At 44.2% G+C, this 26,779-nt stretch carries 42 protein-coding genes and 1 rRNA gene; 38 read left to right on the plus strand and 5 right to left on the minus strand.

The window, feature by feature from the left end:
• Positions 1 to 8 precede the first annotated feature (8 nt).
• The 32 genes from rplB (at position 9) to rpsI (ending at position 17,615) form a co-directional block, all read left to right on the plus strand.
• Positions 9 to 839 (plus strand): 50S ribosomal protein L2, encoded by an 831-nt coding sequence (gene rplB, locus ACNAZ4_RS21240; RefSeq protein ID WP_415817898.1) that lies wholly within the window; start codon positions 9 to 11, stop codon positions 837 to 839.
• A 57-nt stretch (positions 840 to 896) separates the two neighbouring features.
• A complete protein-coding gene (gene rpsS, locus ACNAZ4_RS21245; RefSeq protein WP_044393904.1) occupies positions 897 to 1,175 on the plus strand; it encodes a 30S ribosomal protein S19 in 279 nt (92 codons plus the stop codon).
• 18 nt (positions 1,176 to 1,193) lie between these two features.
• Positions 1,194 to 1,535 (plus strand): 50S ribosomal protein L22, encoded by a 342-nt coding sequence (rplV, locus tag ACNAZ4_RS21250; protein ID WP_079504264.1) that lies wholly within the window; start codon positions 1,194 to 1,196, stop codon positions 1,533 to 1,535.
• 3 nt (positions 1,536 to 1,538) lie between these two features.
• Positions 1,539 to 2,195, plus strand: coding sequence for a 30S ribosomal protein S3 (rpsC, locus tag ACNAZ4_RS21255; protein ID WP_415817901.1), 657 nt, complete (start codon positions 1,539 to 1,541; stop codon positions 2,193 to 2,195).
• 1 nt (position 2,196) lies between these two features.
• A complete protein-coding gene (gene rplP, locus ACNAZ4_RS21260; protein WP_023626423.1) occupies positions 2,197 to 2,631 on the plus strand; it encodes a 50S ribosomal protein L16 in 435 nt (144 codons plus the stop codon).
• Positions 2,621 to 2,821, plus strand: coding sequence for a 50S ribosomal protein L29 (gene rpmC, locus ACNAZ4_RS21265; RefSeq protein ID WP_023626422.1), 201 nt, complete (start codon positions 2,621 to 2,623; stop codon positions 2,819 to 2,821). Before rplP ends, rpmC begins: the two co-directional genes overlap by 11 nt.
• A gap of 19 nt (positions 2,822 to 2,840) precedes the next feature.
• On the plus strand, positions 2,841 to 3,104 hold the full coding sequence (gene rpsQ / locus ACNAZ4_RS21270; protein WP_023626421.1) for a 30S ribosomal protein S17: 264 nt from the start codon (positions 2,841 to 2,843) through the stop codon (positions 3,102 to 3,104).
• 40 nt (positions 3,105 to 3,144) lie between these two features.
• Complete coding sequence (gene rplN / locus ACNAZ4_RS21275) at positions 3,145 to 3,513, plus strand: 50S ribosomal protein L14 (protein ID WP_079504259.1); 369 nt, start codon at positions 3,145 to 3,147, stop codon at positions 3,511 to 3,513.
• A gap of 34 nt (positions 3,514 to 3,547) precedes the next feature.
• On the plus strand, positions 3,548 to 3,859 hold the full coding sequence (rplX, locus tag ACNAZ4_RS21280) for a 50S ribosomal protein L24 (RefSeq protein ID WP_041966520.1): 312 nt from the start codon (positions 3,548 to 3,550) through the stop codon (positions 3,857 to 3,859).
• A 26-nt stretch (positions 3,860 to 3,885) separates the two neighbouring features.
• Entirely contained in the window at positions 3,886 to 4,425 is a 540-nt protein-coding gene (gene rplE / locus ACNAZ4_RS21285) for a 50S ribosomal protein L5 (protein WP_415817904.1), read from the plus strand.
• Positions 4,426 to 4,450: 25 nt separating this feature from the next.
• Complete coding sequence (gene rpsN, locus ACNAZ4_RS21290) at positions 4,451 to 4,636, plus strand: 30S ribosomal protein S14 (protein ID WP_009499044.1); 186 nt, start codon at positions 4,451 to 4,453, stop codon at positions 4,634 to 4,636.
• 30 nt (positions 4,637 to 4,666) lie between these two features.
• Positions 4,667 to 5,065, plus strand: coding sequence for a 30S ribosomal protein S8 (gene rpsH, locus ACNAZ4_RS21295; RefSeq protein WP_023626417.1), 399 nt, complete (start codon positions 4,667 to 4,669; stop codon positions 5,063 to 5,065).
• A 32-nt stretch (positions 5,066 to 5,097) separates the two neighbouring features.
• Positions 5,098 to 5,634 (plus strand): 50S ribosomal protein L6, encoded by a 537-nt coding sequence (gene rplF, locus ACNAZ4_RS21300; RefSeq protein ID WP_415817906.1) that lies wholly within the window; start codon positions 5,098 to 5,100, stop codon positions 5,632 to 5,634.
• A 32-nt stretch (positions 5,635 to 5,666) separates the two neighbouring features.
• On the plus strand, positions 5,667 to 6,026 hold the full coding sequence (gene rplR / locus ACNAZ4_RS21305; RefSeq protein ID WP_415817908.1) for a 50S ribosomal protein L18: 360 nt from the start codon (positions 5,667 to 5,669) through the stop codon (positions 6,024 to 6,026).
• A 24-nt stretch (positions 6,027 to 6,050) separates the two neighbouring features.
• Entirely contained in the window at positions 6,051 to 6,551 is a 501-nt protein-coding gene (gene rpsE / locus ACNAZ4_RS21310) for a 30S ribosomal protein S5 (RefSeq protein WP_041966517.1), read from the plus strand.
• Positions 6,552 to 6,564: 13 nt separating this feature from the next.
• Positions 6,565 to 6,747: a 50S ribosomal protein L30 gene (gene rpmD / locus ACNAZ4_RS21315; RefSeq protein ID WP_079504252.1), complete on the plus strand. Its 183-nt coding sequence runs from the start codon at positions 6,565 to 6,567 to the stop codon at positions 6,745 to 6,747.
• A 31-nt stretch (positions 6,748 to 6,778) separates the two neighbouring features.
• Positions 6,779 to 7,219 carry a 50S ribosomal protein L15 gene (gene rplO / locus ACNAZ4_RS21320; RefSeq protein WP_415817911.1) on the plus strand — a complete coding sequence of 147 codons (441 nt, stop codon included), beginning with the start codon at positions 6,779 to 6,781 and terminating at the stop codon, positions 7,217 to 7,219.
• Positions 7,219 to 8,514, plus strand: a complete 1,296-nt coding sequence (gene secY, locus ACNAZ4_RS21325) for a preprotein translocase subunit SecY (RefSeq protein ID WP_415817914.1) — start codon at positions 7,219 to 7,221, stop codon at positions 8,512 to 8,514. Before rplO ends, secY begins: the two co-directional genes overlap by 1 nt.
• Before the next feature lie 56 nt (positions 8,515 to 8,570).
• On the plus strand, positions 8,571 to 9,221 hold the full coding sequence (locus tag ACNAZ4_RS21330; protein ID WP_415817917.1) for an adenylate kinase: 651 nt from the start codon (positions 8,571 to 8,573) through the stop codon (positions 9,219 to 9,221).
• Entirely contained in the window at positions 9,221 to 9,967 is a 747-nt protein-coding gene (gene map, locus ACNAZ4_RS21335; RefSeq protein ID WP_415817919.1) for a type I methionyl aminopeptidase, read from the plus strand. Before ACNAZ4_RS21330 ends, map begins: the two co-directional genes overlap by 1 nt.
• Before the next feature lie 217 nt (positions 9,968 to 10,184).
• A complete protein-coding gene (gene infA, locus ACNAZ4_RS21340) occupies positions 10,185 to 10,403 on the plus strand; it encodes a translation initiation factor IF-1 (protein ID WP_019157108.1) in 219 nt (72 codons plus the stop codon).
• Positions 10,404 to 10,437: 34 nt separating this feature from the next.
• The gene (gene rpmJ, locus ACNAZ4_RS21345; protein ID WP_003156543.1) at positions 10,438 to 10,551 is read left to right on the plus strand and encodes a 50S ribosomal protein L36; all 114 of its coding nucleotides are present in this window, start codon (positions 10,438 to 10,440) and stop codon (positions 10,549 to 10,551) included.
• A gap of 23 nt (positions 10,552 to 10,574) precedes the next feature.
• Entirely contained in the window at positions 10,575 to 10,940 is a 366-nt protein-coding gene (rpsM, locus tag ACNAZ4_RS21350) for a 30S ribosomal protein S13 (RefSeq protein WP_415817921.1), read from the plus strand.
• A gap of 24 nt (positions 10,941 to 10,964) precedes the next feature.
• Positions 10,965 to 11,354, plus strand: a complete 390-nt coding sequence (gene rpsK, locus ACNAZ4_RS21355; RefSeq protein ID WP_023626407.1) for a 30S ribosomal protein S11 — start codon at positions 10,965 to 10,967, stop codon at positions 11,352 to 11,354.
• 177 nt (positions 11,355 to 11,531) lie between these two features.
• Positions 11,532 to 12,476, plus strand: a complete 945-nt coding sequence (locus ACNAZ4_RS21360; RefSeq protein ID WP_144481248.1) for a DNA-directed RNA polymerase subunit alpha — start codon at positions 11,532 to 11,534, stop codon at positions 12,474 to 12,476.
• Positions 12,477 to 12,553: 77 nt separating this feature from the next.
• The gene (gene rplQ / locus ACNAZ4_RS21365) at positions 12,554 to 12,916 is read left to right on the plus strand and encodes a 50S ribosomal protein L17 (protein WP_144481247.1); all 363 of its coding nucleotides are present in this window, start codon (positions 12,554 to 12,556) and stop codon (positions 12,914 to 12,916) included.
• 429 nt (positions 12,917 to 13,345) lie between these two features.
• Positions 13,346 to 14,185 (plus strand): energy-coupling factor ABC transporter ATP-binding protein, encoded by an 840-nt coding sequence (locus ACNAZ4_RS21370; RefSeq protein ID WP_415817924.1) that lies wholly within the window; start codon positions 13,346 to 13,348, stop codon positions 14,183 to 14,185.
• Complete coding sequence (locus tag ACNAZ4_RS21375; protein ID WP_415817927.1) at positions 14,161 to 15,030, plus strand: energy-coupling factor ABC transporter ATP-binding protein; 870 nt, start codon at positions 14,161 to 14,163, stop codon at positions 15,028 to 15,030. The genes ACNAZ4_RS21370 and ACNAZ4_RS21375 overlap by 25 nt, the downstream gene beginning before the upstream one ends.
• On the plus strand, positions 15,027 to 15,824 hold the full coding sequence (gene cbiQ, locus ACNAZ4_RS21380; RefSeq protein ID WP_415817929.1) for a cobalt ECF transporter T component CbiQ: 798 nt from the start codon (positions 15,027 to 15,029) through the stop codon (positions 15,822 to 15,824). The genes ACNAZ4_RS21375 and cbiQ overlap by 4 nt, the downstream gene beginning before the upstream one ends.
• A gap of 5 nt (positions 15,825 to 15,829) precedes the next feature.
• Positions 15,830 to 16,591, plus strand: coding sequence for a tRNA pseudouridine(38-40) synthase TruA (truA, locus tag ACNAZ4_RS21385; RefSeq protein ID WP_415817931.1), 762 nt, complete (start codon positions 15,830 to 15,832; stop codon positions 16,589 to 16,591).
• A 173-nt stretch (positions 16,592 to 16,764) separates the two neighbouring features.
• A complete protein-coding gene (gene rplM / locus ACNAZ4_RS21390; RefSeq protein WP_079504238.1) occupies positions 16,765 to 17,202 on the plus strand; it encodes a 50S ribosomal protein L13 in 438 nt (145 codons plus the stop codon).
• Positions 17,203 to 17,222: 20 nt separating this feature from the next.
• Positions 17,223 to 17,615 carry a 30S ribosomal protein S9 gene (gene rpsI / locus ACNAZ4_RS21395; protein WP_167834112.1) on the plus strand — a complete coding sequence of 131 codons (393 nt, stop codon included), beginning with the start codon at positions 17,223 to 17,225 and terminating at the stop codon, positions 17,613 to 17,615.
• Positions 17,616 to 17,983: 368 nt separating this feature from the next.
• On the opposite strand, the gene ACNAZ4_RS21400 is transcribed toward rpsI, so the two are convergent.
• The 3 genes from ACNAZ4_RS21400 to ACNAZ4_RS21410 form a co-directional block, all read right to left on the minus strand.
• The gene (locus ACNAZ4_RS21400; RefSeq protein WP_415817934.1) at positions 17,984 to 18,676 is read right to left on the minus strand and encodes a hypothetical protein; all 693 of its coding nucleotides are present in this window, start codon (positions 18,674 to 18,676) and stop codon (positions 17,984 to 17,986) included.
• A gap of 325 nt (positions 18,677 to 19,001) precedes the next feature.
• Entirely contained in the window at positions 19,002 to 19,775 is a 774-nt protein-coding gene (locus ACNAZ4_RS21405; RefSeq protein ID WP_415817937.1) for an endonuclease I family protein, read from the minus strand.
• Positions 19,772 to 20,737, minus strand: coding sequence for a S8 family peptidase (locus ACNAZ4_RS21410; protein WP_415817939.1), 966 nt, complete (start codon positions 20,735 to 20,737; stop codon positions 19,772 to 19,774). Before ACNAZ4_RS21410 ends, ACNAZ4_RS21405 begins: the two co-directional genes overlap by 4 nt.
• Before the next feature lie 261 nt (positions 20,738 to 20,998).
• Between ACNAZ4_RS21410 and ACNAZ4_RS21415 the strand changes: the two genes are divergently transcribed.
• From ACNAZ4_RS21415 to ACNAZ4_RS21425, 3 genes are all read left to right on the plus strand, one after another.
• A complete protein-coding gene (locus ACNAZ4_RS21415) occupies positions 20,999 to 21,442 on the plus strand; it encodes a YbaK family protein (protein WP_415817941.1) in 444 nt (147 codons plus the stop codon).
• 74 nt (positions 21,443 to 21,516) lie between these two features.
• Positions 21,517 to 22,233 carry an N-acetylmuramoyl-L-alanine amidase CwlD gene (gene cwlD, locus ACNAZ4_RS21420; protein ID WP_415817943.1) on the plus strand — a complete coding sequence of 239 codons (717 nt, stop codon included), beginning with the start codon at positions 21,517 to 21,519 and terminating at the stop codon, positions 22,231 to 22,233.
• Between the two features lie 340 nt (positions 22,234 to 22,573).
• Positions 22,574 to 23,632: an Mrp/NBP35 family ATP-binding protein gene (locus ACNAZ4_RS21425; RefSeq protein ID WP_415817945.1), complete on the plus strand. Its 1,059-nt coding sequence runs from the start codon at positions 22,574 to 22,576 to the stop codon at positions 23,630 to 23,632.
• 154 nt (positions 23,633 to 23,786) lie between these two features.
• Here the strand turns inward: ACNAZ4_RS21425 and gerD are convergent, their stop codons facing one another.
• Positions 23,787 to 24,425, minus strand: a complete 639-nt coding sequence (gerD, locus tag ACNAZ4_RS21430; RefSeq protein ID WP_415817947.1) for a spore germination lipoprotein GerD — start codon at positions 24,423 to 24,425, stop codon at positions 23,787 to 23,789.
• 149 nt (positions 24,426 to 24,574) lie between these two features.
• Between gerD and ACNAZ4_RS21435 the strand changes: the two genes are divergently transcribed.
• On the plus strand, positions 24,575 to 25,249 hold the full coding sequence (locus ACNAZ4_RS21435; protein WP_415817949.1) for a KinB-signaling pathway activation protein: 675 nt from the start codon (positions 24,575 to 24,577) through the stop codon (positions 25,247 to 25,249).
• 8 nt (positions 25,250 to 25,257) lie between these two features.
• Here ACNAZ4_RS21435 and pdaB read toward each other — a convergent pair whose 3' ends face one another.
• Positions 25,258 to 26,010, minus strand: a complete 753-nt coding sequence (gene pdaB, locus ACNAZ4_RS21440; protein ID WP_415817951.1) for a polysaccharide deacetylase family sporulation protein PdaB — start codon at positions 26,008 to 26,010, stop codon at positions 25,258 to 25,260.
• Positions 26,011 to 26,153: 143 nt separating this feature from the next.
• Between pdaB and ACNAZ4_RS21445 the strand changes: the two genes are divergently transcribed.
• Together ACNAZ4_RS21445 and ACNAZ4_RS21450 are read left to right on the plus strand one after the other, a co-directional pair.
• Positions 26,154 to 26,381 carry a hypothetical protein gene (locus ACNAZ4_RS21445; RefSeq protein WP_415817953.1) on the plus strand — a complete coding sequence of 76 codons (228 nt, stop codon included), beginning with the start codon at positions 26,154 to 26,156 and terminating at the stop codon, positions 26,379 to 26,381.
• Between the two features lie 291 nt (positions 26,382 to 26,672).
• A 16S ribosomal RNA gene (locus ACNAZ4_RS21450) occupies positions 26,673 to 26,779 on the plus strand; the annotation flags it as partial.

Consider the following 26,779-nt stretch of genomic DNA (forward strand, 5'->3'; position numbering starts at 1 on the left):
GAAACGAAATGGCGATTAAAAAGTACAAACCTACCTCCAACGGTCGTCGTAATATGACAGCATCTGATTTTGCTGAAATTACAACTGACAAGCCGGAAAAATCCTTGCTTGCTCCGTTGCACAGAAAAGGCGGTCGTAACAACCAGGGTAAGTTAACTGTTCGTCATCAAGGTGGCGGCCATAAGCGTCAGTACAGAATCATCGACTTTAAGCGTAACAAAGATGGCATTCCAGGACGCGTTGCCACAATTGAGTATGATCCAAACCGTTCAGCAAACATTGCGTTAATTAATTATGTAGATGGTGAAAAGAGATATATCCTAGCTCCTAAAAACCTAGAAGTAGGTCTGGAAGTTATGTCTGGCCCAACAGCTGACATCAAGGTAGGTAACGCTCTTCCACTAACAAACATCCCAGTTGGTACTGTAGTACACAACATCGAATTGAAGCCTGGCAAAGGCGGACAATTAGTTCGTTCTGCAGGAACTTCAGCACAGGTTCTTGGTAAAGAAGGCAAATATGTATTAGTTCGTTTAAACTCTGGCGAAGTACGTATGATCCTTTCTGAGTGCCGTGCAACTGTTGGTCAAGTTGGTAACGAACAACACGAATTGATCAACATCGGTAAAGCAGGTCGTTCACGCTGGTTAGGCAAACGCCCAACAGTTCGTGGATCTGTAATGAACCCTAATGATCACCCACACGGTGGTGGTGAAGGACGCTCTCCAATCGGACGTAAATCACCAATGTCACCATGGGGCAAGCCGACTCTTGGATACAAGACTCGTAAGAAGAAGAACAAATCCGACAAGTTTATTGTACGTCGTCGTAAAAAATAACGGGATTGAGCTACGGTTCGCGGGAACCGTAGGACAATCACGAAGGGAGGTTCAATCATGGGTCGCAGCTTAAAAAAAGGACCTTTTGTTGATGAGCACTTAATCACAAAGATCGAAAAGTTAAATGAAACTGAAGGCAAGAAAGTTGTAAAAACTTGGTCTCGCCGTTCTACGATCTTCCCACAATTCATCGGACACACGATTGCTGTCTACGATGGTCGCAAACATGTACCTGTTTATGTCACTGAAGACATGGTAGGCCACAAGCTTGGAGAATTCGCTCCAACTCGTACTTACAAAGGTCATGGAAATGACGATAAGAAAACAAGACGTTAATGAGAGGAGGGCATCCAAATGCAAGCTAAAGCTGTTGCAAGAACAGTTCGTATTGCTCCTCGTAAAGCTCGCTTAGTTCTAGATTTAATTCGAGGAAAGCAAGTTGGTGAAGCAGTTGCTATCTTAAACCTTACCCCAAAGGCAGCTTCTCCAATCGTAGAAAAAGTGTTGAAATCTGCATTAGCAAACGCAGAGCACAACTATGAGATGGATGTTAATAACCTTGTCGTATCCGAAGCTTACGCTAACGAAGGACCAACGTTGAAACGTTTCCGTCCACGTGCTATGGGCCGTGCAAGTGCAATTAACAAACGTACTAGCCACATTACAATCGTTTTATCAGAAAAGAAGGAGGGATAATCAGTGGGTCAAAAAGTAAATCCAGTCGGTTTGCGTGTCGGAATCATCCGTGATTGGGAATCTAAATGGTACGCAGGCAAAGACTATGCTGATCTTTTACACGAAGACCTTAAGGTTCGTGAGTACATCACTAAGCGTTTACGCGATGCATCTCTTTCTAAAGTAGAAATCGAGCGTGCTGCAAACCGCTTGAATGTAACTGTCCACACTGCGAAGCCAGGAATGGTTATCGGTAAGGGTGGTACAGAAGTTGAAGCACTTCGTAAAGCGCTAAATGAACTTACAGGCAAACGTGTTCATATAAACATTCTTGAAATCAAAAAAGCTGATATCGAAGCGAAATTGGTTGCGGAAAACATCGCACGCCAATTGGAAAACCGTGTATCTTTCCGTCGCGCACAGAAGCAAGTTATCCAACGTGCAATGCGTGCTGGCGCTAAAGGTATCAAGACAATGGTATCCGGCCGTCTAGGCGGTGCAGACATCGCTCGTTCAGAACATTACAGCGAAGGAACAGTTCCACTTCATACTCTTCGTGCCGATATCGATTATGCTACTGCTGAAGCAGATACAACTTACGGTAAGCTAGGCGTTAAAGTATGGATTTATCGTGGAGAGGTCCTTCCTACGAAGAAGAAAACTGAGGAAGGAGGCAAATAATATGTTATTGCCAAAACGCGTTAAATATCGCCGTCAACACCGTGGCAAAATGCGCGGTCAAGCTAAAGGCGGTACTGAAGTAAACTTCGGTGAATTCGGTTTGCAAGCTCTTGAAGCTTCATGGATCACGAACCGCCAAATCGAATCTGCCCGTATTGCAATGACTCGTTACATGAAACGTGGCGGTAAAGTCTGGATCAAGATTTTCCCACACAAGCCATATACTGCAAAGCCTCTAGAAGTCCGAATGGGTTCTGGTAAAGGTGCTCCTGAAGGTTGGGTAGCCGTTGTTAAACCAGGCAAGGTAATGTTCGAAGTAGCTGGCGTTTCTGAAGAAATCGCACGTGAAGCATTACGCCTTGCAGCACACAAGCTTCCTGTAAAGTGCAAGTTTGTTAAACGAGAAGAAATTGGTGGTGAATCTAATGAAAGCTAATGACATTCGTGACCTTACCACTGCTGAAATTGAACAAAAAGTTAAATCTTTAAAAGAAGAGCTATTCAACCTGCGCTTTCAATTAGCGACTGGACAACTTGAAAACACAGCTCGCATTCGTGAAGTACGCAAAGCGATTGCTCGCATGAAAACTGTAATTCGTGAAAGAGAAATCGGCGTTAACAGATAATTGAGAGGAGGTTCTCACAATGAGTGAACGCAACCAACGCAAAGTTTATACTGGACGCGTAGTATCTGACAAGATGGACAAAACTGTTACTGTACTTGTTGAGACTTACAAAAAGCATCCTTTATACGGCAAGCGTGTAAAATACTCTAAGAAGTTTAAGGCTCATGATGAGCAAAATGAGGCAAAGATCGGCGATGTAGTTCGTATCATGGAAACTCGTCCGCTATCTGCCACAAAACGTTTCCGCCTTGTAGAAGTGGTGGAAAAAGCTGTTATTATCTAATTGTTCGGATTAAGGTTTATTCCGAAGGGAGGTTACTCGCATGATCCAACAGGAAACACGTTTAAAAGTTGCTGATAATTCAGGTGCTCGTGAAGTACTAACTATTAAAGTTCTAGGCGGTTCTGGCCGTAAGACTGCTAATATTGGTGACATTATCGTCTGCACAGTGAAACAAGCAACACCAGGTGGCGTTGTTAAAAAAGGTGACGTTGTCAGAGCAGTTATCGTTCGTACAAAAACTGGTATGCGCCGCACTGACGGTACTTACATTAAGTTTGACGAGAATGCTTGTGTAATCATCCGTGACGATAAGAGTCCTCGTGGTACTCGTATCTTCGGACCAGTTGCACGTGAACTTCGTGACAACAACTTCATGAAGATCGTTTCATTAGCTCCAGAAGTACTATAATCTATTTCAAATGCCTTTAAGGAGGTGCACACAGATGCATGTAAAAAAAGGTGACAAAGTAATGGTCATCTCTGGTAAGGACAAAGGCAAAACAGGGATTATCCTTGAAGCTTATCCTAAGCAAAGCCGTGTTCTTGTAGAAGGAATCAACATCGTGAAAAAACACGCTAAGCCTTCTCAAGTAAATCCACAAGGTGGAATCTTGAACCAGGAAGCACCTATCCATGTATCAAACGTAATGCCTGTAGATCCGAAATCCGGCAAGCCAACCCGAGTTGGTTACACTGTCGAGAACGGCAAGAAGGTACGCGTTGCTAAACAATCCGGTGAAGTTCTAGATAAATAGTCTATTGAAGAAGGGAGGTACAATCGATGAACCGCCTAAAAGAAAAGTTCAACAATGAAATTACTCCTGCTCTTATGAGCAAGTTTAACTATAAGTCAATCATGGAAGTTCCAAAACTTGAAAAGATCGTAATCAACATGGGTGTTGGTGAAGCTGTTGCCAACGCTAAAGCTCTTGATGTTGCAGTTGAGGAATTGGCAACGATCTCTGGTCAAAAACCAGTTGTGACTCGTGCTAAGAAATCAATCGCTGGCTTCCGCCTTCGTGAAGGTATGCCAATCGGTGCGAAAGTAACTCTTCGCGGTGAGCGCATGTACGAATTCATCGACAAGTTAATTTCAGTTTCTTTACCACGTGTACGTGACTTCCGCGGTATCTCTAAGAAGTCTTTCGACGGACGCGGTAACTACACACTTGGTGTTAAAGAACAGTTAATCTTCCCTGAAATTGATTACGATAAAGTAAACAAAGTACGTGGCATGGACATTGTTATTGTAACGACTGCTAACACTGATGAAGAAGCTCGTGAACTATTAACACAATTCGGAATGCCATTTCAAAAGTAATCTCTAATAAGAGGGAGGCGAAAACGTGGCTAAGAAATCAATGATTGCGAAACAAAAACGCACGCCTAAATACAAAGTACAAGAGTACACTCGCTGTGAGCGCTGCGGCCGTCCGCACTCTGTATACCGCAAATTTAAGCTTTGCCGTATTTGTTTCCGTGAATTAGCATACAAAGGACAAATTCCTGGTGTGAAAAAAGCTAGCTGGTAAAACTGAAAGCTCTGGAAGGAGGTAAATTAAATGGTCATGACAGATCCGATTGCAGATTTGCTAACTCGTATTCGTAATGCGAATATGGTTCGTCACGAAAAATTAGAAGTACCTGCTTCTAACATTAAAAAAGAAATCGCTGAGATCCTTAAGCGTGAAGGTTTCGTGCGTGACGTTGAATATATCGAAGACAATAAGCAAGGTATCATCCGTATCTTCTTGAAGTACGGTGCAAACAATGAGCGTGTTATCACTGGTCTTAAGAGAATCAGTAAGCCAGGACTTCGCGTTTATGCAAAATCAACTGAAGTACCTCGTGTACTTAACGGTTTAGGTATCGCACTAGTATCAACTTCAAACGGCGTTTTAACTGACAAAGAAGCTCGCGCTAAGCAAGTGGGCGGAGAAGTTTTAGCATACGTTTGGTAATAGATTTTTCTGAATGAATGGAGGTGCAACAAATGTCACGCGTAGGTAAAAAACCAATTGAAATTCCAGCTGGTGTTACTGTTACTCTTGATAACAATCACGTAACAGTAAAAGGACCAAAAGGTGAATTGTCTCGTACTTTTCACTCTGACATCGAAATCAAGATCGAAGAGAACGTAATCAACATTTCTCGTCCAACTGATAACAAAGAACATCGTGCATTGCACGGAACGACTCGTGCGGTTCTTGCTAACATGGTTGAGGGTGTTTTTAAAGGATTCGAAAGAGGTCTTGAGCTAGTAGGTGTAGGTTACCGTGCTTCTAAGCAAGGTAACAAGCTTGTACTTAACGTAGGATACTCTCATCCGGTTGAAATCGAGCCAGAAAAAGGCATTGAAGTCGAAGTTCCTTCTAATACGAAAATCGTTATTAAAGGTACTGATAAAGAGCGTGTTGGCGCATTGGCTGCTAACATCCGTGACGTACGTCCGCCAGAGCCTTACAAAGGCAAAGGTATTCGTTATGAAGGCGAATATGTACGCCGCAAAGAAGGTAAAACAGGTAAGTAATGCCGCATAGGTTAACGAAAGGAGTGACGTAAATGATTACGAAGGCTGATAAAAACGCTACTCGCCGTAAGAGACACGGTCGTGTCCGTGCGAAACTTAGCGGAACTGAAGCTCGTCCTCGTCTAAATGTGTTCCGTTCTAACAAGCACATTTATGCTCAACTAATCGACGATGTAAATGGAGTAACTCTAGCGAGTGCTTCTACTCAAGATAAAGAAGTGAATGTTGAAGGCAATAACCTGGAAGCAGCAAAGCAAATCGGTGAATTGATCGCTAAGCGTGCTGTAGAAAAAGGTTATAAGTCAGTAGTATTTGACCGTGGCGGATACCTCTATCATGGCCGCATCCAGGCACTTGCTGATGCTGCCCGCGAAAACGGCTTAGAATTTTAATAGAAAAAGGAGGGACATACAAAGATGCGTCGTATTGATCCAAACAAACTTGAACTTGAAGAACGCGTAGTTACGATTAACCGTGTTGCTAAAGTTGTTAAAGGTGGACGCCGTTTCCGTTTTTCTGCTCTAGTAGTAGTAGGAGATAAAAATGGTAATGTCGGCATGGGTACTGGTAAAGCACAAGAAGTACCTGAAGCGATTCGCAAAGCTATCGAAGATGCGAAGAAAAACCTAATCCAAGTACCTATGGTTGGTACTACAATTCCACACCAGGTTATCGGACACTTTGGCGCTGGTGAAATCCTTCTGAAGCCTGCTTCTGAAGGTACAGGAGTTATCGCTGGCGGACCAGTTCGTGCGGTACTAGAATTAGCAGGTGTTGCTGACATCCTGTCTAAGTCACTTGGAACTAACACTCCAATCAACATGGTTCGTGCAACTCTTGAAGGTCTTTCTCAACTTAAGCGTGCAGAAGACGTAGCAAAACTTCGCGGTAAATCTGTGGAAGAACTGTTAGGATAAGGAGGGAAATCAAATGGCTAACAAATTAGAAATTACCCTCACTCGCAGCCTGATCGGCCGTCCGCAAGATCAGCGCGAAACAGTTAAGGCTCTTGGCTTACGTAAAATGAACCAAACAGTTGAGCAACAAGATAATGCAGCAATCCGCGGCATGATCAACAAAGTTTCTCACCTGGTTACAGTCACTGAAAAATAATTTAACCTTTTTAAAATAAGGAGGTGCCAACATGAAACTTCATGAATTAAAGCCTGCAGAAGGTTCTCGTAAAGAACGCAAACGTCTTGGACGTGGTATCGGTTCTGGTCAAGGTAAAACTGCTGGTAAAGGTCATAAAGGTCAAAACGCTCGTTCTGGCGGCGGTGTACGCCCTGGTTTTGAAGGTGGTCAAACTCCTTTATTCCGACGCTTGCCTAAACGCGGTTTCACGAACATCAACCGTAAAGAGTACGCAGTCGTTAACCTTGATAGCCTGAACGTATTCGACAATGGAACTGAAGTAACTCCAGAACTTCTAATCGAAACAGGTCTTGTCAGGAAAGAACTTGCAGGTGTTAAGATCCTTGCTAAGGGAAGCCTTGAGAAGAAATTGACTGTTAAAGCTCATAAGTTCTCCTCTGCAGCCGAGGAAGCGATTAAAGCTGCCGGCGGTCAAACTGAGGTGATTTAATGTTCCAGACAATCTCCAATTTTATGCGCGTGGGTGAAATTAGAAATAAAATTCTCTTCACCCTTTTAATGTTGATTGTATTTCGTCTCGGTACATTTATTCCTGTACCGAACGTAAATGCAGATATTTTGAGAGCACAAGATGACATGAGTGTCTTCGGAGTGCTGAACACATTCGGCGGCGGTGCGCTAAAGAACTTCTCTATCTTCGCGATGGGAATCATGCCGTACATCACCGCTTCAATCATCATCCAGCTCTTGCAGATGGATGTTGTGCCAAAGTTTACTGAATGGTCCAAACAAGGTGAAGTCGGACGCCGTAAATTAGCTCAGTTTACCCGCTATTTTACGATCGTTCTTGGTTTTATCCAGGCACTCGGTATGTCTTATGGCTTTAACAACATGGCAGGCGGAATGTTGATTCAAAATGCCGGTATCACTTCTTACCTGATGATTGCCCTTGTTCTGACTGCTGGAACTGCATTCCTAATGTGGCTCGGTGAGCAGATCACGGCAAAAGGCGTAGGAAATGGTATTTCAATCATTATCTTTGCAGGTATTGTTGCCGGTATTCCGACGATGGCCAACCAGATCTTTGCACAGCAGTTCTCTGACGCAGGCGACGCTCTGTTCCTACGTATTGTGACTGTCCTGTTGATTTTATTGGCTGTTATCGCAATCATTGTTGGTGTTATCTTTATCCAGCAGGCAACACGTAAAATACCGATCCAGTACGCTAAGCGCATGAGCGCAGGAAACAACTCGGTTGGCGGCCAGAACACTCACCTTCCTTTGAAAGTGAACGCAGCTGGTGTCATCCCGGTTATCTTCGCGATTTCGTTTATCGTTACACCTCCGACAATCGCTCAGTTCTTCGGCACGAATGATGTGACACTTTGGATCCAGAAGACGTTTGATTACACCCAGCCGATCGGCATGGTCGTCTATGTGGCGTTAATCATCGCGTTCACGTATTTCTATGCGTTCATCCAAGTGAATCCTGAACAAGTAGCCGAGAACCTGAAGAAGCAGGGTGGATATGTCCCTGGTATTCGTCCGGGAAGAAATACACAGGAATATTTGACAAGGGTCCTTTACCGCCTGACTTTGGTTGGTGCGCTATTCCTTTCAGTTATCTCTGTGCTGCCAGTGTTTTTTATTAAATTCGCTGGTCTGCCTCAATCGGTACAGATTGGCGGAACTAGCTTGCTGATCGTTGTCGGCGTTGCGCTTGAAACGATGAAGCAGCTTGAAGCTCAGCTTGTAAAACGCCATTATAAAGGCTTTATAAAATAAGATTTAGGGGACTCGTGTCCCTTGAATCTTTAATAGAGACTGAGGGGGGAAAACTTGTGAATTTGGTTCTGATGGGGCTTCCGGGTGCCGGTAAGGGCACGCAAGCCGATAAAATTGTTGGTAAATACAACATCCCTCATATCTCAACTGGAGATATGTTCCGTGCAGCTATCAAAGAAGGAACGGAACTTGGATTACAGGCAAAATCATTCATGGACAAGGGAGAGCTTGTTCCTGACGAAGTAACGATCGGGATTGTCCGTGAGCGCTTAAGCAAAGAAGATTGTGAAAATGGATTCCTTCTCGATGGATTCCCACGCACAGTTGCACAGGCTGAAGCACTGGACAGCATGCTTGCTGATCTTGGCAAAAAAATTGATTATGTCATCAACATCGATGTGGATCAGAGTATCCTAATGGAGCGTTTGACAGGACGCAGGATTTGTAAAAACTGTGGAGCGACTTACCACTTAGTGTTCAATCCTCCTGCAAAGGAAGGCGTTTGTGACCGTTGTGGCGGCGAGCTTTACCAGCGCGCTGATGATAATGCAGAAACAGTTCAAAATCGTCTGGATGTTAATATCCAGCAAACAAAGCCTCTGTTGAACTTCTATGAAGATAAAGGTTACTTACGCAATATCAACGGTCAGCAGGACATTGGTGTCGTTTTTGCTGATATCGAAGAGTTGCTTGGGGGCTTAAATTAATGATCATATGCAAAACCCCTCGTGAAATAGAAATTATGCGGGAAGCAGGTCGCATTGTAGCGCTGACACATCAGGAGTTGAAGAAACACATTGCTCCTGGCATTACAACCAAAGAGCTGGATGCCATTGCTGAGGACTTTATCCGCAAACAAGGTGCAACTCCTTCTTTTAAAGGTTATAATGGTTTCCGCGGCAGCATCTGTGCATCCGTTAATGAAGAACTAGTTCACGGGATACCTGGCGATCGGGTTCTTAAGGAAGGCGACATCATCAGCATCGATATCGGAGCAAAGTACAACGGATACCACGGGGATTCCGCCTGGACTTACCCGGTAGGCAAGGTTGATGAGGAAAGCCAGCGTCTTTTGGACGTGACAGAAGAGTCACTGTTCAGAGGACTGAAAGAAGCTAAGCCTGGGGAACATCTTTCGAACATCTCCCATGCAATTCAAACGTATGTGGAATCAGAAGGTTTTTCTATTGTTCGTGAGTATGTCGGCCACGGAATTGGGCAAGAATTGCATGAAGACCCGCAAATTCCTCATTACGGCCCTCCCAACAGAGGTCCGAGGCTGAAGCCTGGAATGGTTCTATGCATAGAACCGATGGTGAATGCAGGAAGCCGCTATGTGAATACGTTAGCCGATAATTGGACTGTTGTAACGGTTGACGGTAAAATGTGTGCCCATTTTGAGCATACCATTGCGATCACTGAAACTGGTTTTGAGATTTTAACAAAAGCCTGATCACGGTGTTCAGCCGTCTGATTCTGTTTTTTTAGTCTTAAAATAGGCAAAAATGATTTTCTATGCGGACGGGAAGCCAGCTTTATGTTATAATCATAAGGTTGAATATTTTTCAACAATATTCTCGATTGCATGCCGTATCACAAATAGAAAGTTCCATTCCGCGTCAGCGGGCTATGATTTAATACGAATTTGAATAAAGAAGGGAGACCAGTTTATGGCGAAAGATGATGTAATTGAAATTGAAGGCACAGTATTAGAAACTTTGCCGAATGCAATGTTTAAGGTAGAATTAGAGAATGGTCATACAGTGTTGGCTCATGTTTCCGGCAAAATCAGAATGCACTTCATTCGGATCCTGCCTGGAGATAAAGTAACAGTTGAGCTTTCTCCATATGATTTGACTCGCGGAAGAATTACTTACCGCTTTAAATAAACCGTGACTCCGTACTATCAAGGAGGTTAGAGTAATGAAAGTGAGACCATCTGTTAAGCCAATCTGTGAAAAATGCAAAGTTATCCGCAGAAAAGGCAAAGTAATGGTGATCTGTGAAAACCCTAAACATAAACAAAAACAAGGTTAATATTAAAGGAGGTGCGCATCTAGATGGCACGTATTGCTGGTGTAGATATTCCACGTGAAAAGCGTGTAGTTATTGCTTTAACATATATTTTCGGAATCGGCAGATCAACTGCTGAGAAAGTTCTTGCTGAGGCTGGTGTTTCTGAAAACACTCGCGTTCGCGACCTTACTGAGGAAGAACTTAACAAAATCCGTGATATCATTGACAAGTTAAAGGTTGAAGGTGACCTTCGCCGTGAAGTTTCACTAAACATCAAGCGTCTAATGGAGATCGGTTCATACCGTGGCTTGCGTCATCGTCGTGGATTGCCTGTTCGCGGACAAAACACGAAGAACAACGCACGTACTCGTAAAGGTCCTCGTAAGACTGTAGCTAACAAGAAAAAATAATCCGTAAAGGAGGGTAACATTTAAATGGCTCGTAAAACTAATACACGCAAACGCCGCGTCAAAAAGAATATTGAAAGTGGAGTTGCGCATATTCGTTCAACTTTCAACAACACTATCGTAACAATTACAGACGTACATGGTAATGCATTATCATGGTCTAGTGCAGGTGCGCTTGGTTTCAAGGGTTCACGTAAATCCACTCCATTCGCAGCACAAATGGCAGCAGAAACTGCAGCTAAGACTTCTATGGAACATGGTCTAAAAACACTTGAGGTTACTGTTAAAGGACCAGGTGCTGGTCGTGAAGCAGCAATCCGTGCTCTTCAAGCAGCAGGTCTTGAAGTTACAGCAATCAAAGATGTAACTCCAGTTCCACATAACGGCTGCCGCCCGCCAAAACGTCGCCGTGTTTAATTTTTCTGTATAGAATTTGTACTCCTGTCTATAATGGGATATGATACAAATATTTTCTAGGTATACAGAAAACATTAATCCAGTTGTTGTGCACAAACGGGAACGTATACATGGGGGAATTTCGGTAAGGAAAAAAAACCTGCCGGGGTTTCGACGTTTTGAAGGAGGGTATATTTGATGATCGAAATAGAAAAACCAAAAATCGAAACGGTTGAGATCAGCGATGATGCCAAGTACGGCAAGTTTGTCGTAGAACCGCTTGAGCGTGGATATGGTACAACTTTGGGTAACTCCTTACGTCGTATCCTATTATCCTCACTCCCAGGTGCAGCTGTCACATCGATTCAAATCGATGGAGTACTTCATGAGTTCTCAACAATTGAAGGCGTCGTAGAAGATGTAACATCAATCATTCTAAACGTTAAGAAGTTAGCGTTGAAAATCTACTCTGATGAAGAGAAAACACTTGAAATCGATGTTCAGGGCGAAGGTCCAGTCACTGCAGCTTCAATCACGCATGACAGTGATGTAGAAGTCCTTAATCCGGATCTTCACATTGCAACTCTTTCAAGCAAAGGTTCATTGCGTATGCGCCTGAATGCTAGAAGAGGACGCGGATACAATCCTGCTGACCAGAATAAGCGTGAAGACCAGCCGATCGGTGTCATTCCTATCGACTCTATCTACACACCGGTTTCACGAGTATCTTATCAAGTAGAAAACACACGCGTAGGGCAAATGACGAATTATGACAAGCTGGTATTTGACGTATGGACAGATGGCAGCACTGGTCCTAAGGAAGCTATTGCACTAGGTTCAAAAATCCTGACTGAGCACTTGAACATTTTTGTCGGTTTGACTGACGAAGCTCAAAATGCTGAGATCATGGTAGAGAAAGAAGAAGACCAAAAAGAAAAAGTCCTTGAGATGACGATTGAGGAACTTGATCTTTCTGTTCGTTCATATAACTGCTTAAAGCGTGCTGGTATCAACACTGTCCAGGAGCTTGCTCACAAGACAGAGGAAGATATGATGAAAGTACGCAACCTTGGCAGAAAATCACTAGAAGAAGTAAAAGCTAAACTAGAAGAGCTAGGCTTAGGCTTACGCAAAGATGACTGAGTTATTGATTGACTGGCCATTTTGCTGACAGTCGTAACACTGCCGGCTTATGACTTCAACAAAGGAGGGAAACACTCATGGGATACAGAAAGTTAGGACGCACAAGTGCCCAGCGTAAAGCAATGCTACGTGACTTAACAACTGATTTGATTATCAATGAGCGTATTGAAACTACTGAAACACGTGCAAAAGAGCTTCGTTCAGTTGTTGAGAAAATGATTACTCTTGGAAAGCGCGGAGATCTTCATGCTCGCCGTCAAGCTTCTGCTTGGGTTCGCCACGAAGTTGCAAACGCTGAAACAAACCAGGATGCAGTTCAAAAATTGTTCGCTGACATCGCTCCACGATACGCAGAGCGCCAAGGTGGATACACTCGTATTATGAAACTTGGACCACGTCGCGGTGACGGTGCGCCAATGGTAATTATCGAGTTAGTTTAATACCATTAAACACTCAAACAAGGGCGATGGACAGTTTATACAAACTTGTTTCATCCCCTTTTTTTGCTATACAGGGTCATTCCCTTACGAAAACTAAAAAAAGCAGCACAAGCCAAAAACGAGCGTTATGATGCGCAGGCCACTTGGAAAGAAGAGTTCACTGGCCCCATCGGCCGGTTATTCCGTGGGATTTAAAGCATCCAGGGATCGGTGGATTGATCCTCGATCGATTACGTACCGGAGCTGTTCTGCCTGTCTCGTCTAGCTCATGCACTTCTCCCCAGTCCTTTTATGGACCTGCAATTCGCGGATCGCTTCCGCTCGGGGAGAGGTGCAGGCTTTTTTTATATCCAGAGATTTTTGTATAATGATGACTAGTAGAAATCAAAAGAGAAGAGACAGTGAAGAAGAGTCGAGAGGATGGCGGAGATGAGCAAACCACTAGTACGTATAGAAGGTGTTTCGTTCAGCTATGAAGAGCAGCAGACGCCTGCGCTTAAAAACATCACCTTCGATATTTCAGAAGGAGAATGGCTGGCGATTGTCGGTCATAATGGTTCAGGTAAATCGACGCTGGCAAAATTATTGAATGGTCTTCAGTTTCCGCAGGAAGGCACGATCACAGTATGCGGGACTGTGTTGTCTGAAGATACAGTGTGGGAAGTAAGAAAAAATGTAGGAATGGTCTTTCAAAATCCTGATAACCAGTTCGTTGGAACGACGGTAAGGGATGATGTGGCTTTTGGTCTGGAAAATCACGGCGTGCCACGGGAGACGATGGTTGAGCGTGTACAGACTTCACTTGATAAAGTCAAAATGGGAACCTTTCTGAATCAAGAGCCGCACCATCTGTCAGGCGGCCAGAAACAGCGTGTCGCCATAGCGGGTGTGATTGCCTTGCAGCCTGCTATCATCATTTTGGACGAAGCGACATCGATGCTTGATCCAAGGGGCCGGGCAGAAGTAATTGAAACCGTACGAGAATTGAAAGACCGCGAAAACATCACAGTCATTTCGATCACACATGATCTTGAAGAGGCTGCGAAAGCAGATCGGATCATCGTCATGAACAAAGGGGAGCTTTATCGTGAAGGTACTCCCGAACAGATTTTCGAGATGGATGAAGAGTTGGTCAAGCTGGGTCTGGATATCCCATTCCCGGTAAAAATGAGCAAGATCATGCGTCAAAAAGGAATAGGACTTACGAAAACATATTTAACAGAAGAAGAGCTGGTGACGGAATTATGGACATCTCACTCAAAAATGTAGAATATCGTTACCAGGCTGATTCCCCGTTCGAACGTCTTGCGATTTCGGATGTTTCAATTGATATCCCTTCTGGCACATACCTTGCTGTCATTGGCCATACAGGTTCAGGGAAGTCTACCGTTCTTCAGCACCTGAATGCGCTGTTGAAACCAACAAAAGGCTCTGTCTTGATCGGCAGCCGGGAAATCAAGGCAGGACGGAAAGAGAAGAACCTGAAGGGTGTCCGCGAAAAGGTGGGCATCGTCTTCCAATTCCCGGAGCATCAGTTATTCGAAGAGACAGTGGAAAAGGATATCATGTTTGGCCCGATGAATTTTGGCGTTTCTGAAAGCGAAGCAAAGGCACGTGCCATCGCAGCACTCAAGCTCGTAGGATTGCCTGAAGACATCCTTGAAAAATCGCCGTTTGACCTTTCAGGAGGACAGATGCGGCGGGTTGCCATCGCAGGTGTGCTGGCGATGGAGCCAGAGGTCATCGTACTGGACGAGCCGACTGCAGGGTTGGACCCTCGCGGACGGAAAGAAATTATGGACTTATTTTATTCTCTTCATAAAAAAAGGAATCTATCAACTGTTCTTGTCACCCATAGCATGGAAGACGCCGCCAGGTATGCGGATGAAATAGTTGTCATGCATCAGGGCAAGGTTTTTACAAAAGGGACACCTGATCAGATATTCTCGGATCCAGTCGCATTGCTGGAGCTTGGGCTCGATGTACCGGAAGTTGTCGGACTGCAATTAAAGATAGAAGAAGCCTTCAATACGAAATTCAGCAAGGTCAGCCTTTCTGAAGACGAGCTCGCGAAAATGGTCGCAGAGTTCTTGGAAGGGGGCGGTCCACAATGATGGAGAAAATGATTTTTGGCCGCTATGTGCCGGGGGATTCGCTCCTTCACCGGATGGATCCGCGATCAAAGCTGATTATGGTCTTCTTGTTTGTCATCGTTGTTTTTATTGCCAACAATGTGCCGACCTATGCTGTGCTGGCAGCTTACACCTTCCTGATGGTAGGATTGTCGAGGATTCCGCTAAGGTTCTTGTATGGCGGGCTCAAGCCAGTGTTTTTGCTTGTGCTGTTTACATTCCTGCTTCATATCTTCATGACCAAGGAAGGCGATATTGTCTTCGAGCTTGGCTGGCTGAAAATTTATGAGGAAGGCCTCAGGCAGGGGATATTCATTTCACTCAGATTCCTGCTGTTGATTCTCATGACGTCACTGCTGACTCTGACGACCACGCCGATCGAGATTACCGATGGACTTGAGACATTGCTGAATCCATTGAAAAAATTCAAGTTCCCTGTCCATGAGCTCGCATTGATGATGTCGATCTCCTTAAGATTCATCCCGACGCTCATGCAGGAAACCGATAAAATCATGAAGGCTCAGACGGCACGCGGAGTGGAGTATAACAGCGGCCCTGTCAAAGAGCGTATCAAGGCGATCGTGCCTTTATTGATTCCGCTGTTCATCAGCTCATTCAAGCGGGCCGAGGAGCTTGCTGTCGCAATGGAGGCAAGAGGCTATAAGGGCGGAGAAGGACGTACCAAATACCGCCAGCTCACATGGGGCATGGCCGATACCTCGATGATTCTCTTCCTGGCAGCTGTCACGGTCCTATTATTCGTATTAAGAGGGTAATCATTATGCCGCGAATCAAATGTATAATCTCATACGATGGCACCGGTTTTTCCGGCTATCAGGTGCAGCCAGGCAAAAGGACGGTCCAGAGTGAGCTGGTGAAGGCACTGGAGAGGCTGAATAAAACAAGCATCAGGGTGAGCGCATCAGGCCGTACAGACGCAGGGGTACATGCCCGCGGCCAGGTGATCCATTTTGACACGATGCTGGAAATTGAGCCGGCCAGATGGCAAATCGCGCTCAATTCCTTGCTGCCTGACGACATCGCCGTCCGTTCAGTGGAAATAGTAAGGCCGGATTTCCATGCTCGCTTTGATGCAGCAGGCAAGGAGTATCGTTATTTTTTGCTTCAATCCAAGAATCGCGATCCTTTTCAGCGGAATTATGCCTATCAGTTCCAGTATGAGCTAGATCTAGACTCTATGAGGGAAGCGGCAAGGCTGCTTATTGGCACACATGATTTTACTAGTTTTTGCTCGGCGAAAACAGAAGTGGAAGACCGGGTGCGGACTTTGCAGGAAATCGATTTTTACGAGGAAAATGGCCTGCTTGTATTCAGATTTGTCGGCGAGGGCTTCCTGTACAACATGGTAAGGATCCTTGTCGGGACATTGCTGGAGGTAGGGACAGGCAAGAGAGCTGCCGGCAGCATGCCTCAGCTGATCGAGGCCCGTGACCGTACACAGACCGGTAAGACCGCGCCTGGACACGGACTGTACCTTTGGAAGGTTTTTTATGGAGAAGAACATCATCAATTCGAAAATTAATTTCAAAAAAATGATATGACAACTAATCCTGGTGTTGACAATCTCTCAACCACAGGTTAAGATATCATATGTATGTATTTTAAACCCACGATCAGCCCCGGAAGAGCTTTATCGTGTTTGAAAATATACCAAAATGAACTTGATTTTTTTTTGACTATTTAGGAGGGAAACTCATGCGTACAACGTTTATGGCAAATGCCAACAATATCGAACGTAAATGGTACGTAGTTGACGCTGCAGGCAAGACTCTAGGTCGCCTTTCAACTGAAGTAGCAGCTATTCTACGTGGTAAACATAAACCAACTTTCACACCACATGTTGACACTGGTGATCACGTAATCATCATCAACGCATCTAAGATCGAACTTACAGGCAAGAAATTGACTGACAAAATCTACTACCGCCACACAATGCACCCAGGTGGATTGAAGCAAAGAACAGCTCTTGAAATGCGTACAAACTACGCTGAAAAGATGCTTGAACTTGCAATCAAAGGCATGCTTCCAAAGAACTCTCTTGGACGCCAAATGTTTAAAAAGCTTCATGTATATGCTGGTAACGAGCATCCACATCAAGCACAACAACCTGAAGTTTACGAACTTCGCGGATAATTATTAAGGAGGTAATTAACTTGGCACAGGTTCAATATATCGGTACCGGTCGTCGTAAGAGCTCCGTTGCGCGAGTTCGTTTAGTACCAGGCACTGGAAAAATTACAATCAACGATCGTGAAATTGAAGACTATATCCCATTCGCAGCACTACGTGAAGTAGTAAAGCAGCCGCTTGTTGCTACTGAAACTGTAGGAAGCTACGATATCCACGTTAACGTAAATGGCGGTGGATACACTGGCCAGGCTGGCGCAATCCGTCACGGTATCTCTCGTGCATTGCTTCAAGCTGACCCAGAATTCCGTCCAACACTTAAGCGTGCTGGACTACTGACTCGTGACGCTCGTATGAAAGAACGTAAGAAATACGGTCTTAAAGGCGCTCGTCGTGCACCTCAGTTCTCAAAGCGTTAATTTTACGCTTCCGAAAGACTCCCACTTGGTTGGGGGTCTTTTTTTGATTATTTGCGTTGTGAAGCAAATAATCAATTGGTGAATGGAAAAAAACGTGCGGAATTTCCAGTTCGCCAATAAATCCTGATTTTCGCCAATAAAAAAGAAAAATCGCCAATAAAAATGGATTATCGCCAATAAAATTTTGAACCCCGTCAATAGGATTTGAAAATTTTTTTTGTAAGAAACAACTCCTAGTGAGGCGATATTATTTATTTTTCAACCGAGAGTATAATCATTTTCCCCTGGATCCCTAAATCCACTCGACTTTAGCGTTTAGGGATAATAAAAAGGCAGAGGCATCTTTTTCCATGCCTCTGCCTAAAAAATCAATCCTCGTAACCCGTCATTGAATCCATATGGCTCGCGATCATCGCGATGATTGTTGGTGCTTCTTCTTTGGTGAAAATGAAATTCGTTTCATCTTTAAATATTTCATCGTCTTCGGTCCAAATCCGGTTGATGCGGCGAAGGACTCCGTCTCCAGTGGCTTCGACCAGTCCGAATTGATACGTCACTTCCACGTCATCTTCTTTAAAGAACGCGGTAACCTCAGGAGTTTCCCACTCCACATCGATTTCTTCAAGGATGTCGTCGTCGTCGATGATCTCAGTCATATAAAAATCATCATCATCTACATCGTCATCTTCATTATCCAAGTATAAGGTGTCATCATCCTCTGCTGCATAAACAACTTCAAACTCCTCGTCATCGTTTATGTAATCATGGAAGCCCTCGTGGACCGCATCCACAATGTCATCAATATCCGAAAGTATCACTCTGGCTGGCTGCTCAAGCTCTTCGTCGAAGGTTTCTGTATAAAATTCCTCATTATGCGGGTCAAAGTATAATATATAAAAATAATCTCTTTCACCATCTTCATAGTCCACAAAGAACTGAATTCGTGGATGCTTGGATCCTCTTTCAACCGCCATCTGGCCTTCCTGGTCATATTTTTCACAAATCGACTCAAGATGATCCTGCAGCTCACCGACTACCCGGTCAAACCATTCCATCGACATAGATATCCATCCCTTCGTTCTGTATTCTGGATTAGCTTACCCTGACAGCCATCGGAATTGTATTAGCAATTAGAGGAAAATAGGAGGAAGTAAAGTTTCGGGATAGAGGAATTCTAAACGGAAAACCAATTACGCTTTTTTTAGCGGGGGGGAACGAGGTAACTTTTAGCTCAAAGGGGATTATAACCGAAGTAACGGGGATTAAAATGAGGACAATTGGGATTATATTTGACCCAACGGGGATTAAATTCTTGTCAACGGGGATTAAAATCGTTTCACATAATAAACCGCCTGAGCATTATCTTTGCTCAGGCGGCATTTTTTTTTACAAGCCCAACATAACTTCTGCCATATCCGGAAAATCAATAAAAGGGTTGCGGTTTCCCTGCAATTCCTGGATGGCGGCATTTCGATGCTTTTCATATAAAGTGACTGGGTGTTCTAAATGCCAACTGAGTAGTTCCTCAAAGTCCATTTGAGCATCAAGTTGGATGACATCCTTATATCTTAAGTTGAAATAAAACACGGCTCTTGCGACAAATCCTTTACCATATTCAGGTTCAAATTTCCCTGCTTCTACCATGCCGCAGCCGGACCTGATCCCAGATGCAGCAAGCTCAGGTTCATAGTTCTGGAAATCATGAAACGGATGATTGCTCCTCATGCTGTTGCATGCAGGCTCGCAGGCGAACAGGTGATGGAGGTCGCCTCGCATTGGTTCCATACCATCAAACCATGATTGAGGTACAACATGTTCGGTATTGAATAGAATTTCAGAACTTGCTGTAAATCCCCCTCCCTTAAGAGTTTTGATTAGTCGCAAATCTTCCTCGATTACCTCAACCGGGTCAAGATCCTGGCCGGAATAGAGGCTCTTCAGTTGAAGGTTCTCTTGCAGGTCCACCCATGGATAAACATACTCATGCGGTGAATATCTTAGATGGAGGGTGTGCGTTCTTGCCAGCAGCAAATGGAGTTCCTCTGCACTGAAAACAGCGTCACAATAATATCTCTCACGCATTCTCGCGTCCAGTACTGCATCATAATACGGTTTATTCTCGATATTGTGAATGTACGCCTCGCTGGCCGAGAGAATCATATTGCATCCATAACCATCGTTTTGAAGCTCTGGCCAAAGATTTCAGCAAGGTGCTCCGGAACTGTGAGATAGACAAGACCATTTCCTTCAAGCTTCGGTGAATTTCCGAGCGGGACTGTACGTTTGATTAATTGAGCGTATAATTCAGTCTCTGTCAGTTCTCGCTCAAATTGGGCATTTGCGAGCGTCTTGATTAAAGCAAGGGCGCCCGACACGTGCGGCGCTGCCATCGAAGTCCCGCTCAATGTGGCATATTTACCATTCAGATAAGTGGACGTAATCCGTTCTCCCGGGGCCACGACATCCACCTCATTATTCGAGTTAGTGAATTCTGAAGAATCTCTTTCCAGGTTTATGGCTCCAACACTGATGACTTCATTATAGGCGCCCGGATAGGCAAATTCATTGGTCGAGTCATCACCATCGCCTTCATTGCCCGCTGCGCATACGACGAGGATATTTTTAGCAACAGCGGCTTTGATCACTTCATGCAGCGCAGGGACGTCAGCGGGACCGCCCAGAGACATGGAGATGATATCCACATCCTGGTCAATCGCATATTGAATTCCCTTGATGATCCAATCATATTTTCCTGAGCCGGCCTTGTTCAGTACTTTTACGATCAACAGTCCTGCCTCTGGGGCTACGCCGATAACTCCATCATCATTTTCATGGGCAGCAATCGTCCCTGCAACATGGGTTCCATGGCCGTTATAATCAGTATAAATATCCGGATTGCTGCGGTCGTCGTCGGTAAAATTTCTGCCGCCAATGATTCGCTCTTGTAAATCAGGGTGGGTAGTTTCACAGCCTGTGTCGAGCACAGCAATCTTCATTCCTTTGCCTTTCGTCCGATCCCAAAGCTTCGGTGCCTGGATTAACTCCACACCTTGTGGAACTTCTTTGGTATCTTCCTTTTCAGCGATCAATGTGTAAGGTATAACGCGAACATCTTGCTCCATATCTTTCCCTCCTCAGAGATTAAAATTGAAGCGAGTTCTGGGTGTATTAACAAGTCTAACAATTCTGATAATTAAACAACAGTTTCAATAGTAGTGATTTTTAATAGTAAGAGAATAACCAATTATGGGCATTTCATCCTAATGAGTCCGATGTTATTTTATTCAGTAAACGACTGAGAAAACTGGAAAAGGAAACGTCTGTCCCGGTTGCATTACACCCTCCCGCAGGTTGAACACTACTTCCTAAGGGGTGAGAAAACTTTGAACGTCGTAACGACATTTATAGATAAAAAAAAGCAGAAGCAAGTGAAATATGAGCGATCCATGCTCCGTGAACTATCCCTTAACATCCTGCAGGCCAGGGTGAAACAATATTTTGGCTCTTCAAGGTTAACCTCCAATCTCATTATGAACTCGGGAATCGAAGAAGCCTGTTATGATGTGGCGATCGAAGCGTATTTACTTGGCGCCAAGTTCAGCCGCTTTGGCTACTTCGGCGAGCCGATGGAAACGGTAAAGCCCCGTTGTGAAAAAGAAGAGCGCCATTTGATCGACACCCTGTATAACTTTTTCCTGTTTTGGGGGAAGGGAGAAGAGGGAGTCGGTTCAGAAGAGCTTTACTACCTTTGTGAGCAGTACGTCGAGAGCTGGTGGAGAGATGGCTTCATGAAGGGTGAAAAGAAATATAAGCTGAGACTGCATTAACAGCATAGTTCTAAACCATCTACCTGTCCCATATAGTTTATTATCAGGGACTAGCAGGAAGGATGGTTTAGAACATGCTTAAGAAACTTAAAATCGGATTATTCGCAGCCGGCCTCGCCGTGCTGTTCCTTATATTGCAATATGATTTTACCGAAAACGATTCTTGGGAATCCTGGAACCTGCCGCTTTCAGGAAAAATCATCTATCTGGATCCGGGCCATGGAGGAGTCGACCCGGGGGCAGGGGATGACGACCCTTTTGAAAAAGAAATCGCGCTGAATGTTTCCCTCAAGCTGCGGGATTACCTCCAGCAGCAGGGTGCGCTTGTCATCATGACGCGCGAGACGGATATCGACCTCGCGGATAAAGGCCTCAAGGGATACAGCAAGCGAAAGGTCCAGGATTTAAAAAGGCGTCTTGATCTAATCAACGAATCCGAAGCCGATTTTTTCGCGACGATCCATTTAAATGCAATACCATCTTCAAAATGGAGAGGTGCACAAACTTTTTACTCCACCAATTTCAAAGAAAACAAACGGGCCGCCAAGCTCATCCAGGAAGAATTGCGCCGGAACCTTGAAAACACGGACCGGGATGCAAAGGCAGCAAACAGCATTTACCTGTTGAAGCATACGAACAAGCCGGGTGTCCTGGTGGAAATCGGCTTCCTGTCAAATCCAGGAGAAGCGGCAAACCTCAAGCAGGAGGCCTACCAGGAAAAAGTTGCAGCCTCTATCTATGAGGGAATGCTAAGATATTTTACCGACGATCAAAAATTCTGGGAAAAATGAGAAGGGTGATGAATCCTTCTTTTTTTTTACGGCTCTTTTCTCAAACTTTGTTGCTTTTGGCTACAAAATTGGATTGATTGACATATATTTCTTAACAAAGTTAAAGCTAATTTAGAAAAAAGAGCATACACACTTAACTACAAAATGGCTTCTTCTCACGTTAAAATCGGCTTTTGGATTTTAACAACAATCTTTACGAAAACAAGCTTTTTTATTGGGGGAAAATAGATTCTATTGGAAAAAATATCTTTCAGAAATGTGTGATAGGTTTAACACTTAGGAATTTTATCAATATGGTATACTGGCAATGGAGATAAAATTTACAAAGGAAGGTGTCAATATGATTACTGAAGCTAAGGTACGTGAAAGCTTAAAGGACCTTAAAGATCCATTTTTACATAAAACACTCGAAGAGCTAAATGCCATCGAAGAAATAAAGATCAAAGAAGAGAAGAACCATGTAAGCGTTAAAATTGGCATTGCTAAAACGGGTACAGCAGAACAGCTGCAGCTGCAAACGGAAATCGTCAACATCCTGAAAAGCGCTGGAGCGGCTTCCGTAGGCTTGCGATTCTTTGACCTGCCTGCTGAAGTTCTCGCGAAATTCCAGACAGCAGCACCAGAAGAAGAGGACAGCCTGCTTTCTCCAAACAGCAAAACAACCTTCATTGCCATCGCGAGCGGCAAAGGCGGAGTAGGGAAATCTACCGTTTCGGTTAACCTGGCTGTCTCACTCGCAAAATTAGGCAAAAAGGTTGGACTGGTTGATGCTGATATCTACGGCTTCAGTGTTCCTGACATGATGGGAATTACAAAGCGCCCAGTAGTAAGAGGGGAAAGAATCATCCCGGTTGAGAGACACGGAGTGAAAGTCATTTCCATGGGCTTCTTCGTCGAGGACAATGCACCAATCATCTGGCGCGGGCCGATGCTTGGCAAAATGCTGAACAGCTTCTTCAATGAAGTAGAGTGGGGCGAGCTCGATTACCTGCTATTGGACCTGCCTCCAGGAACAGGGGATGTAGCATTGGATGTCCACACTATGCTGCCATCATGTAAAGAAATCATCGTGACGACTCCGCATCCGACAGCTGCATTCGTTGCCGCGCGTGCAGGTGCGATGGCGCTTAGGACGGATCATGAAATTCTCGGAGTCATTGAAAACATGTCTTACTTTGAAAGCCAGCTGACTGAGGAAAAGGAATATGTCTTCGGACAAGGCGGCGGCGAAAAATTAGCAGATGAGCTTAATACGAAGCTGTTGGGCAAGCTACCATTAGGCCAGCCGACCTGGAATGAAGAGGACTTCGCTCCATCCATATATCAGGAAGACGATAAGATTGGCGCAATCTATACGAATATTGCCCAGGAAGTCGTACAAATGCTTGAGAATAAGTAAAAGAAAAAGCCTCTCCGTTTTTCGGAGAGGCTTGATTTTTGGGATTGGCAGTAAAATTCATTTCGAGCATCGACCTGTTGCAGCAGCCCCTCAATTGAGTCAAAGAGCACTTTGCTGGTCGTCCATTCAACGCTGGTTGGGACTAGCAATTTTTTTATTGTCCTCCAGATCCACCGCCTGATTGGCTGGAGCCCCCGCCGCCGCCAGAATCGCCACCGCCCTGGTCGCCGCCTTCTTGCTTCTGGGTTGGGATTTCTTCAGCGGCTTTGATAATCAATGCCTGCAGTTTTGCTTTGAACAGCGGACTTTCAAATGTTTCATTCATTACTTTCTGTAAATGTTCCCGATACTCTTTGCTTTTAAGAACGTTCGTCAACTCTTTTTCCAATTCGGGATCCTTCATGACCTCGATCATCATGCCCTTATATTCTGGATCCTTCATCAAGTCCTTCAGCAGTTTTTCATTTTCCTTCTTCATGCTTTTTGCGACACTCTCAGCAAACTTGGGATCTTCGAATGACTTTTTCCAGAAATCCATGCCTTTTTCAGAAGTCAATGTTTTCTCGATTGTATCGGTAACGACCGGCTGGTCCATTATCAACTTTTCCTTCATGCCATCGTCACCCATGACTTCCTGGATCGCCTTTTTGCCATCATCAGTCTTCAGGATGTCGACAACCATCTTCTTTGTTTCTTCATAATCAACCTGTCCCCCGCCTGACTCAGTTGGAGCACAGCCGGCAGCCAAAAATAAAAAGGAAGCGGGGAGTACAAACCTTATCCATTTCTTCATCTCTTAATCCCCTTTCACATAGACAGCCCTAATTTTAGGATGAGTAATAAGACAAATTGTTATACACAAATAACGACACCTAGATTTTTCAAACCCGCATTGGTACAATCATATAGTGCAGTTTAATTTCGTTCTTGGGGGAAAAAATCGTGACTAGCCGTAATTGGGTACACTTGTTTCTCACCACACTGGTTATTGGAGCAGTAACGACCGCTGTGGTTGGCTTTATTGTCCGCTGGAGTGAATTCCAGCATCTGTTAAGTGATTTCAACATTCTTGAATTCCTTTCAATTTTAGTATGGCTAATGGGCGTCGGTCTTATATTTAGCATTCTTAGCCAAATGGGGTTCTTTGCTTATTTGACGATCCACCGTTTTGGGCTTGGCATATTTAAATCCATATGGAATTCCGTGCAGGTTCTCCTGATTGCCTTTGTGCTGTTCGACCTAGTATATCTCCGGTACAACGCCTTTGCTGAAAAAGGTGAAGGTATCCTTCCATACATAGGGCTTGCCGCAATCGTGCTGGCTGCCGGCTTGATCGTTGCATTCCTGAAGGTAAAACAAACTAATAAGGAAGCCTTTATACCAGCAATGTTCTTCATGATTGTCGTGACAGTGATCGAATGGGTGCCAGTTCTGCGAGTAAATGAGCATAGCTGGGTATACCTCATGCTTTTCCCGCTATTGATCTGTAATGCATATCAATTGATGGTCCTTCACAAGCTTAATCAGAAGTCCATGGAGGAGCGGAAGGCCCTCGAGGCAAAAACAACTAAAAAATCACCAAATAAAAAGGCACAAAAAAAACCGTCCAACGCATAGTTGGGCGGTTATTTTACTTCTGCTGATTTAGAGTCACCATTAGCGATCATTTCAGAGACAGTGACCATCTTTAAATTTTTCGATTTAATATCTTTTAATACAAGCGGCAGAGCTTCTGCCGTTTGCTTGGCAGAATCAGAGGCATGCATCAAAAGGATGTCGCCTTTTTTGGCCTTTGAGGCATTTTCGGCAATGACCGAAGTACCGGGATTCGTCCAGTCCTTCGTATCAAGACTCCAGTGGACAACCGTATAGCCAAGCCGCTCAGCGATTTTCAGTGTGCGTTGATCAAAATGGCCTGTTGGCGCACGGAGCAATTCAATGTTTTTCACATTCAGCTTCTTGAACGCCTCCTGTGCCTTCATGATGTCTCTCCTGATTTTGTCTTCCTCCAGCTCAGTGTAATCTTTATACTCGTACCCGAGCATGCCGATTTCATAGCCTTCTTTCACCATCCTGCTGACAAGGTCAGGATGCCTTTCTGCCCAGGAGCCCGAGAGAAAGAAGGTCACCGCTCCGGTCTTTTCCTTGGCCAGGACATCCAGGATCGGTTCAGCTTTTTCGTCCCCCCAGCCAATATTAAAGGTAAGGGCTAAATCCTTTTCCCCTTTGTAGATTGCTTTTGGACCATCCTTGGCTGAAAAAGCAGGGATTTGGACCATGTTTTCCATGTAGAAGAACCAAGCTGTAAAAAAAGCAGCGATCACTATGACAAAAACAGTTTTAATCGACCTGGCATTCATCACATAAAAGAAATTCATTAATCTCACCACCTCGTCCAATGCACTCCTTGTCTAATTTTTATTCAGGATTTAAAAAGATATGATAATTAAAATGCTGATTATAAAAATCATGAAAAAAGATAACACTACAATCACTATGAAAAATGAACAGGAGTGTATGTATGCTTGGTGTTCTGATCAATGAGAAGGAACGGAAAGAGATTGAATACTTGATCAAAAGAGAGATGGATGAAATTTTATTTGATATGAAAGATGAACGCATTGATCATATTGTAAAAAGATCAATGAGAGAGCGATATCAAATTTTGTTTTCGCTGTTTAAAAGAGTAGCGCCCCCAAAGGAATGTCTGAAGTATATGCCTGCGAAAAAGAACATATCCAGAGGATGAAAAAGTTTTTGATATTTATTATTGACGTTTGATAAATATCCTGATATATTAATAAACGTCGCTGCTGAGCGAGTCGCAAAAATGATGAATCAGCGGTGCGAAAATAATAAAGAATGTGATTGACATTAAGCCGGTCACATGATATATTATGAAAGTCGCTTCTGGGCGACGAACTGAACAATTTGCTCTTTGAAAACTAAACAAACAAGCGTCAACAAACAATATTATCATGCTTCTATTATAGAAGACATGAGCCAACGTTTTAACTTTTATGAGCTAACTCATAACTCTTTTTTGGAGAGTTTGATCCTGGCTCAGGACGAACGCTGGCGGCGTGCCTAATACATGCAAGTCGAGCGGATCTTCATTAGCTTGCTTTTGAAGATCANGCGGCGGAC

It is taken from the genome of Mesobacillus thioparans, assembly GCF_965138835.1.
Taxonomy (GTDB): domain Bacteria; phylum Bacillota; class Bacilli; order Bacillales; family Cytobacillaceae; genus Mesobacillus; species Mesobacillus thioparans.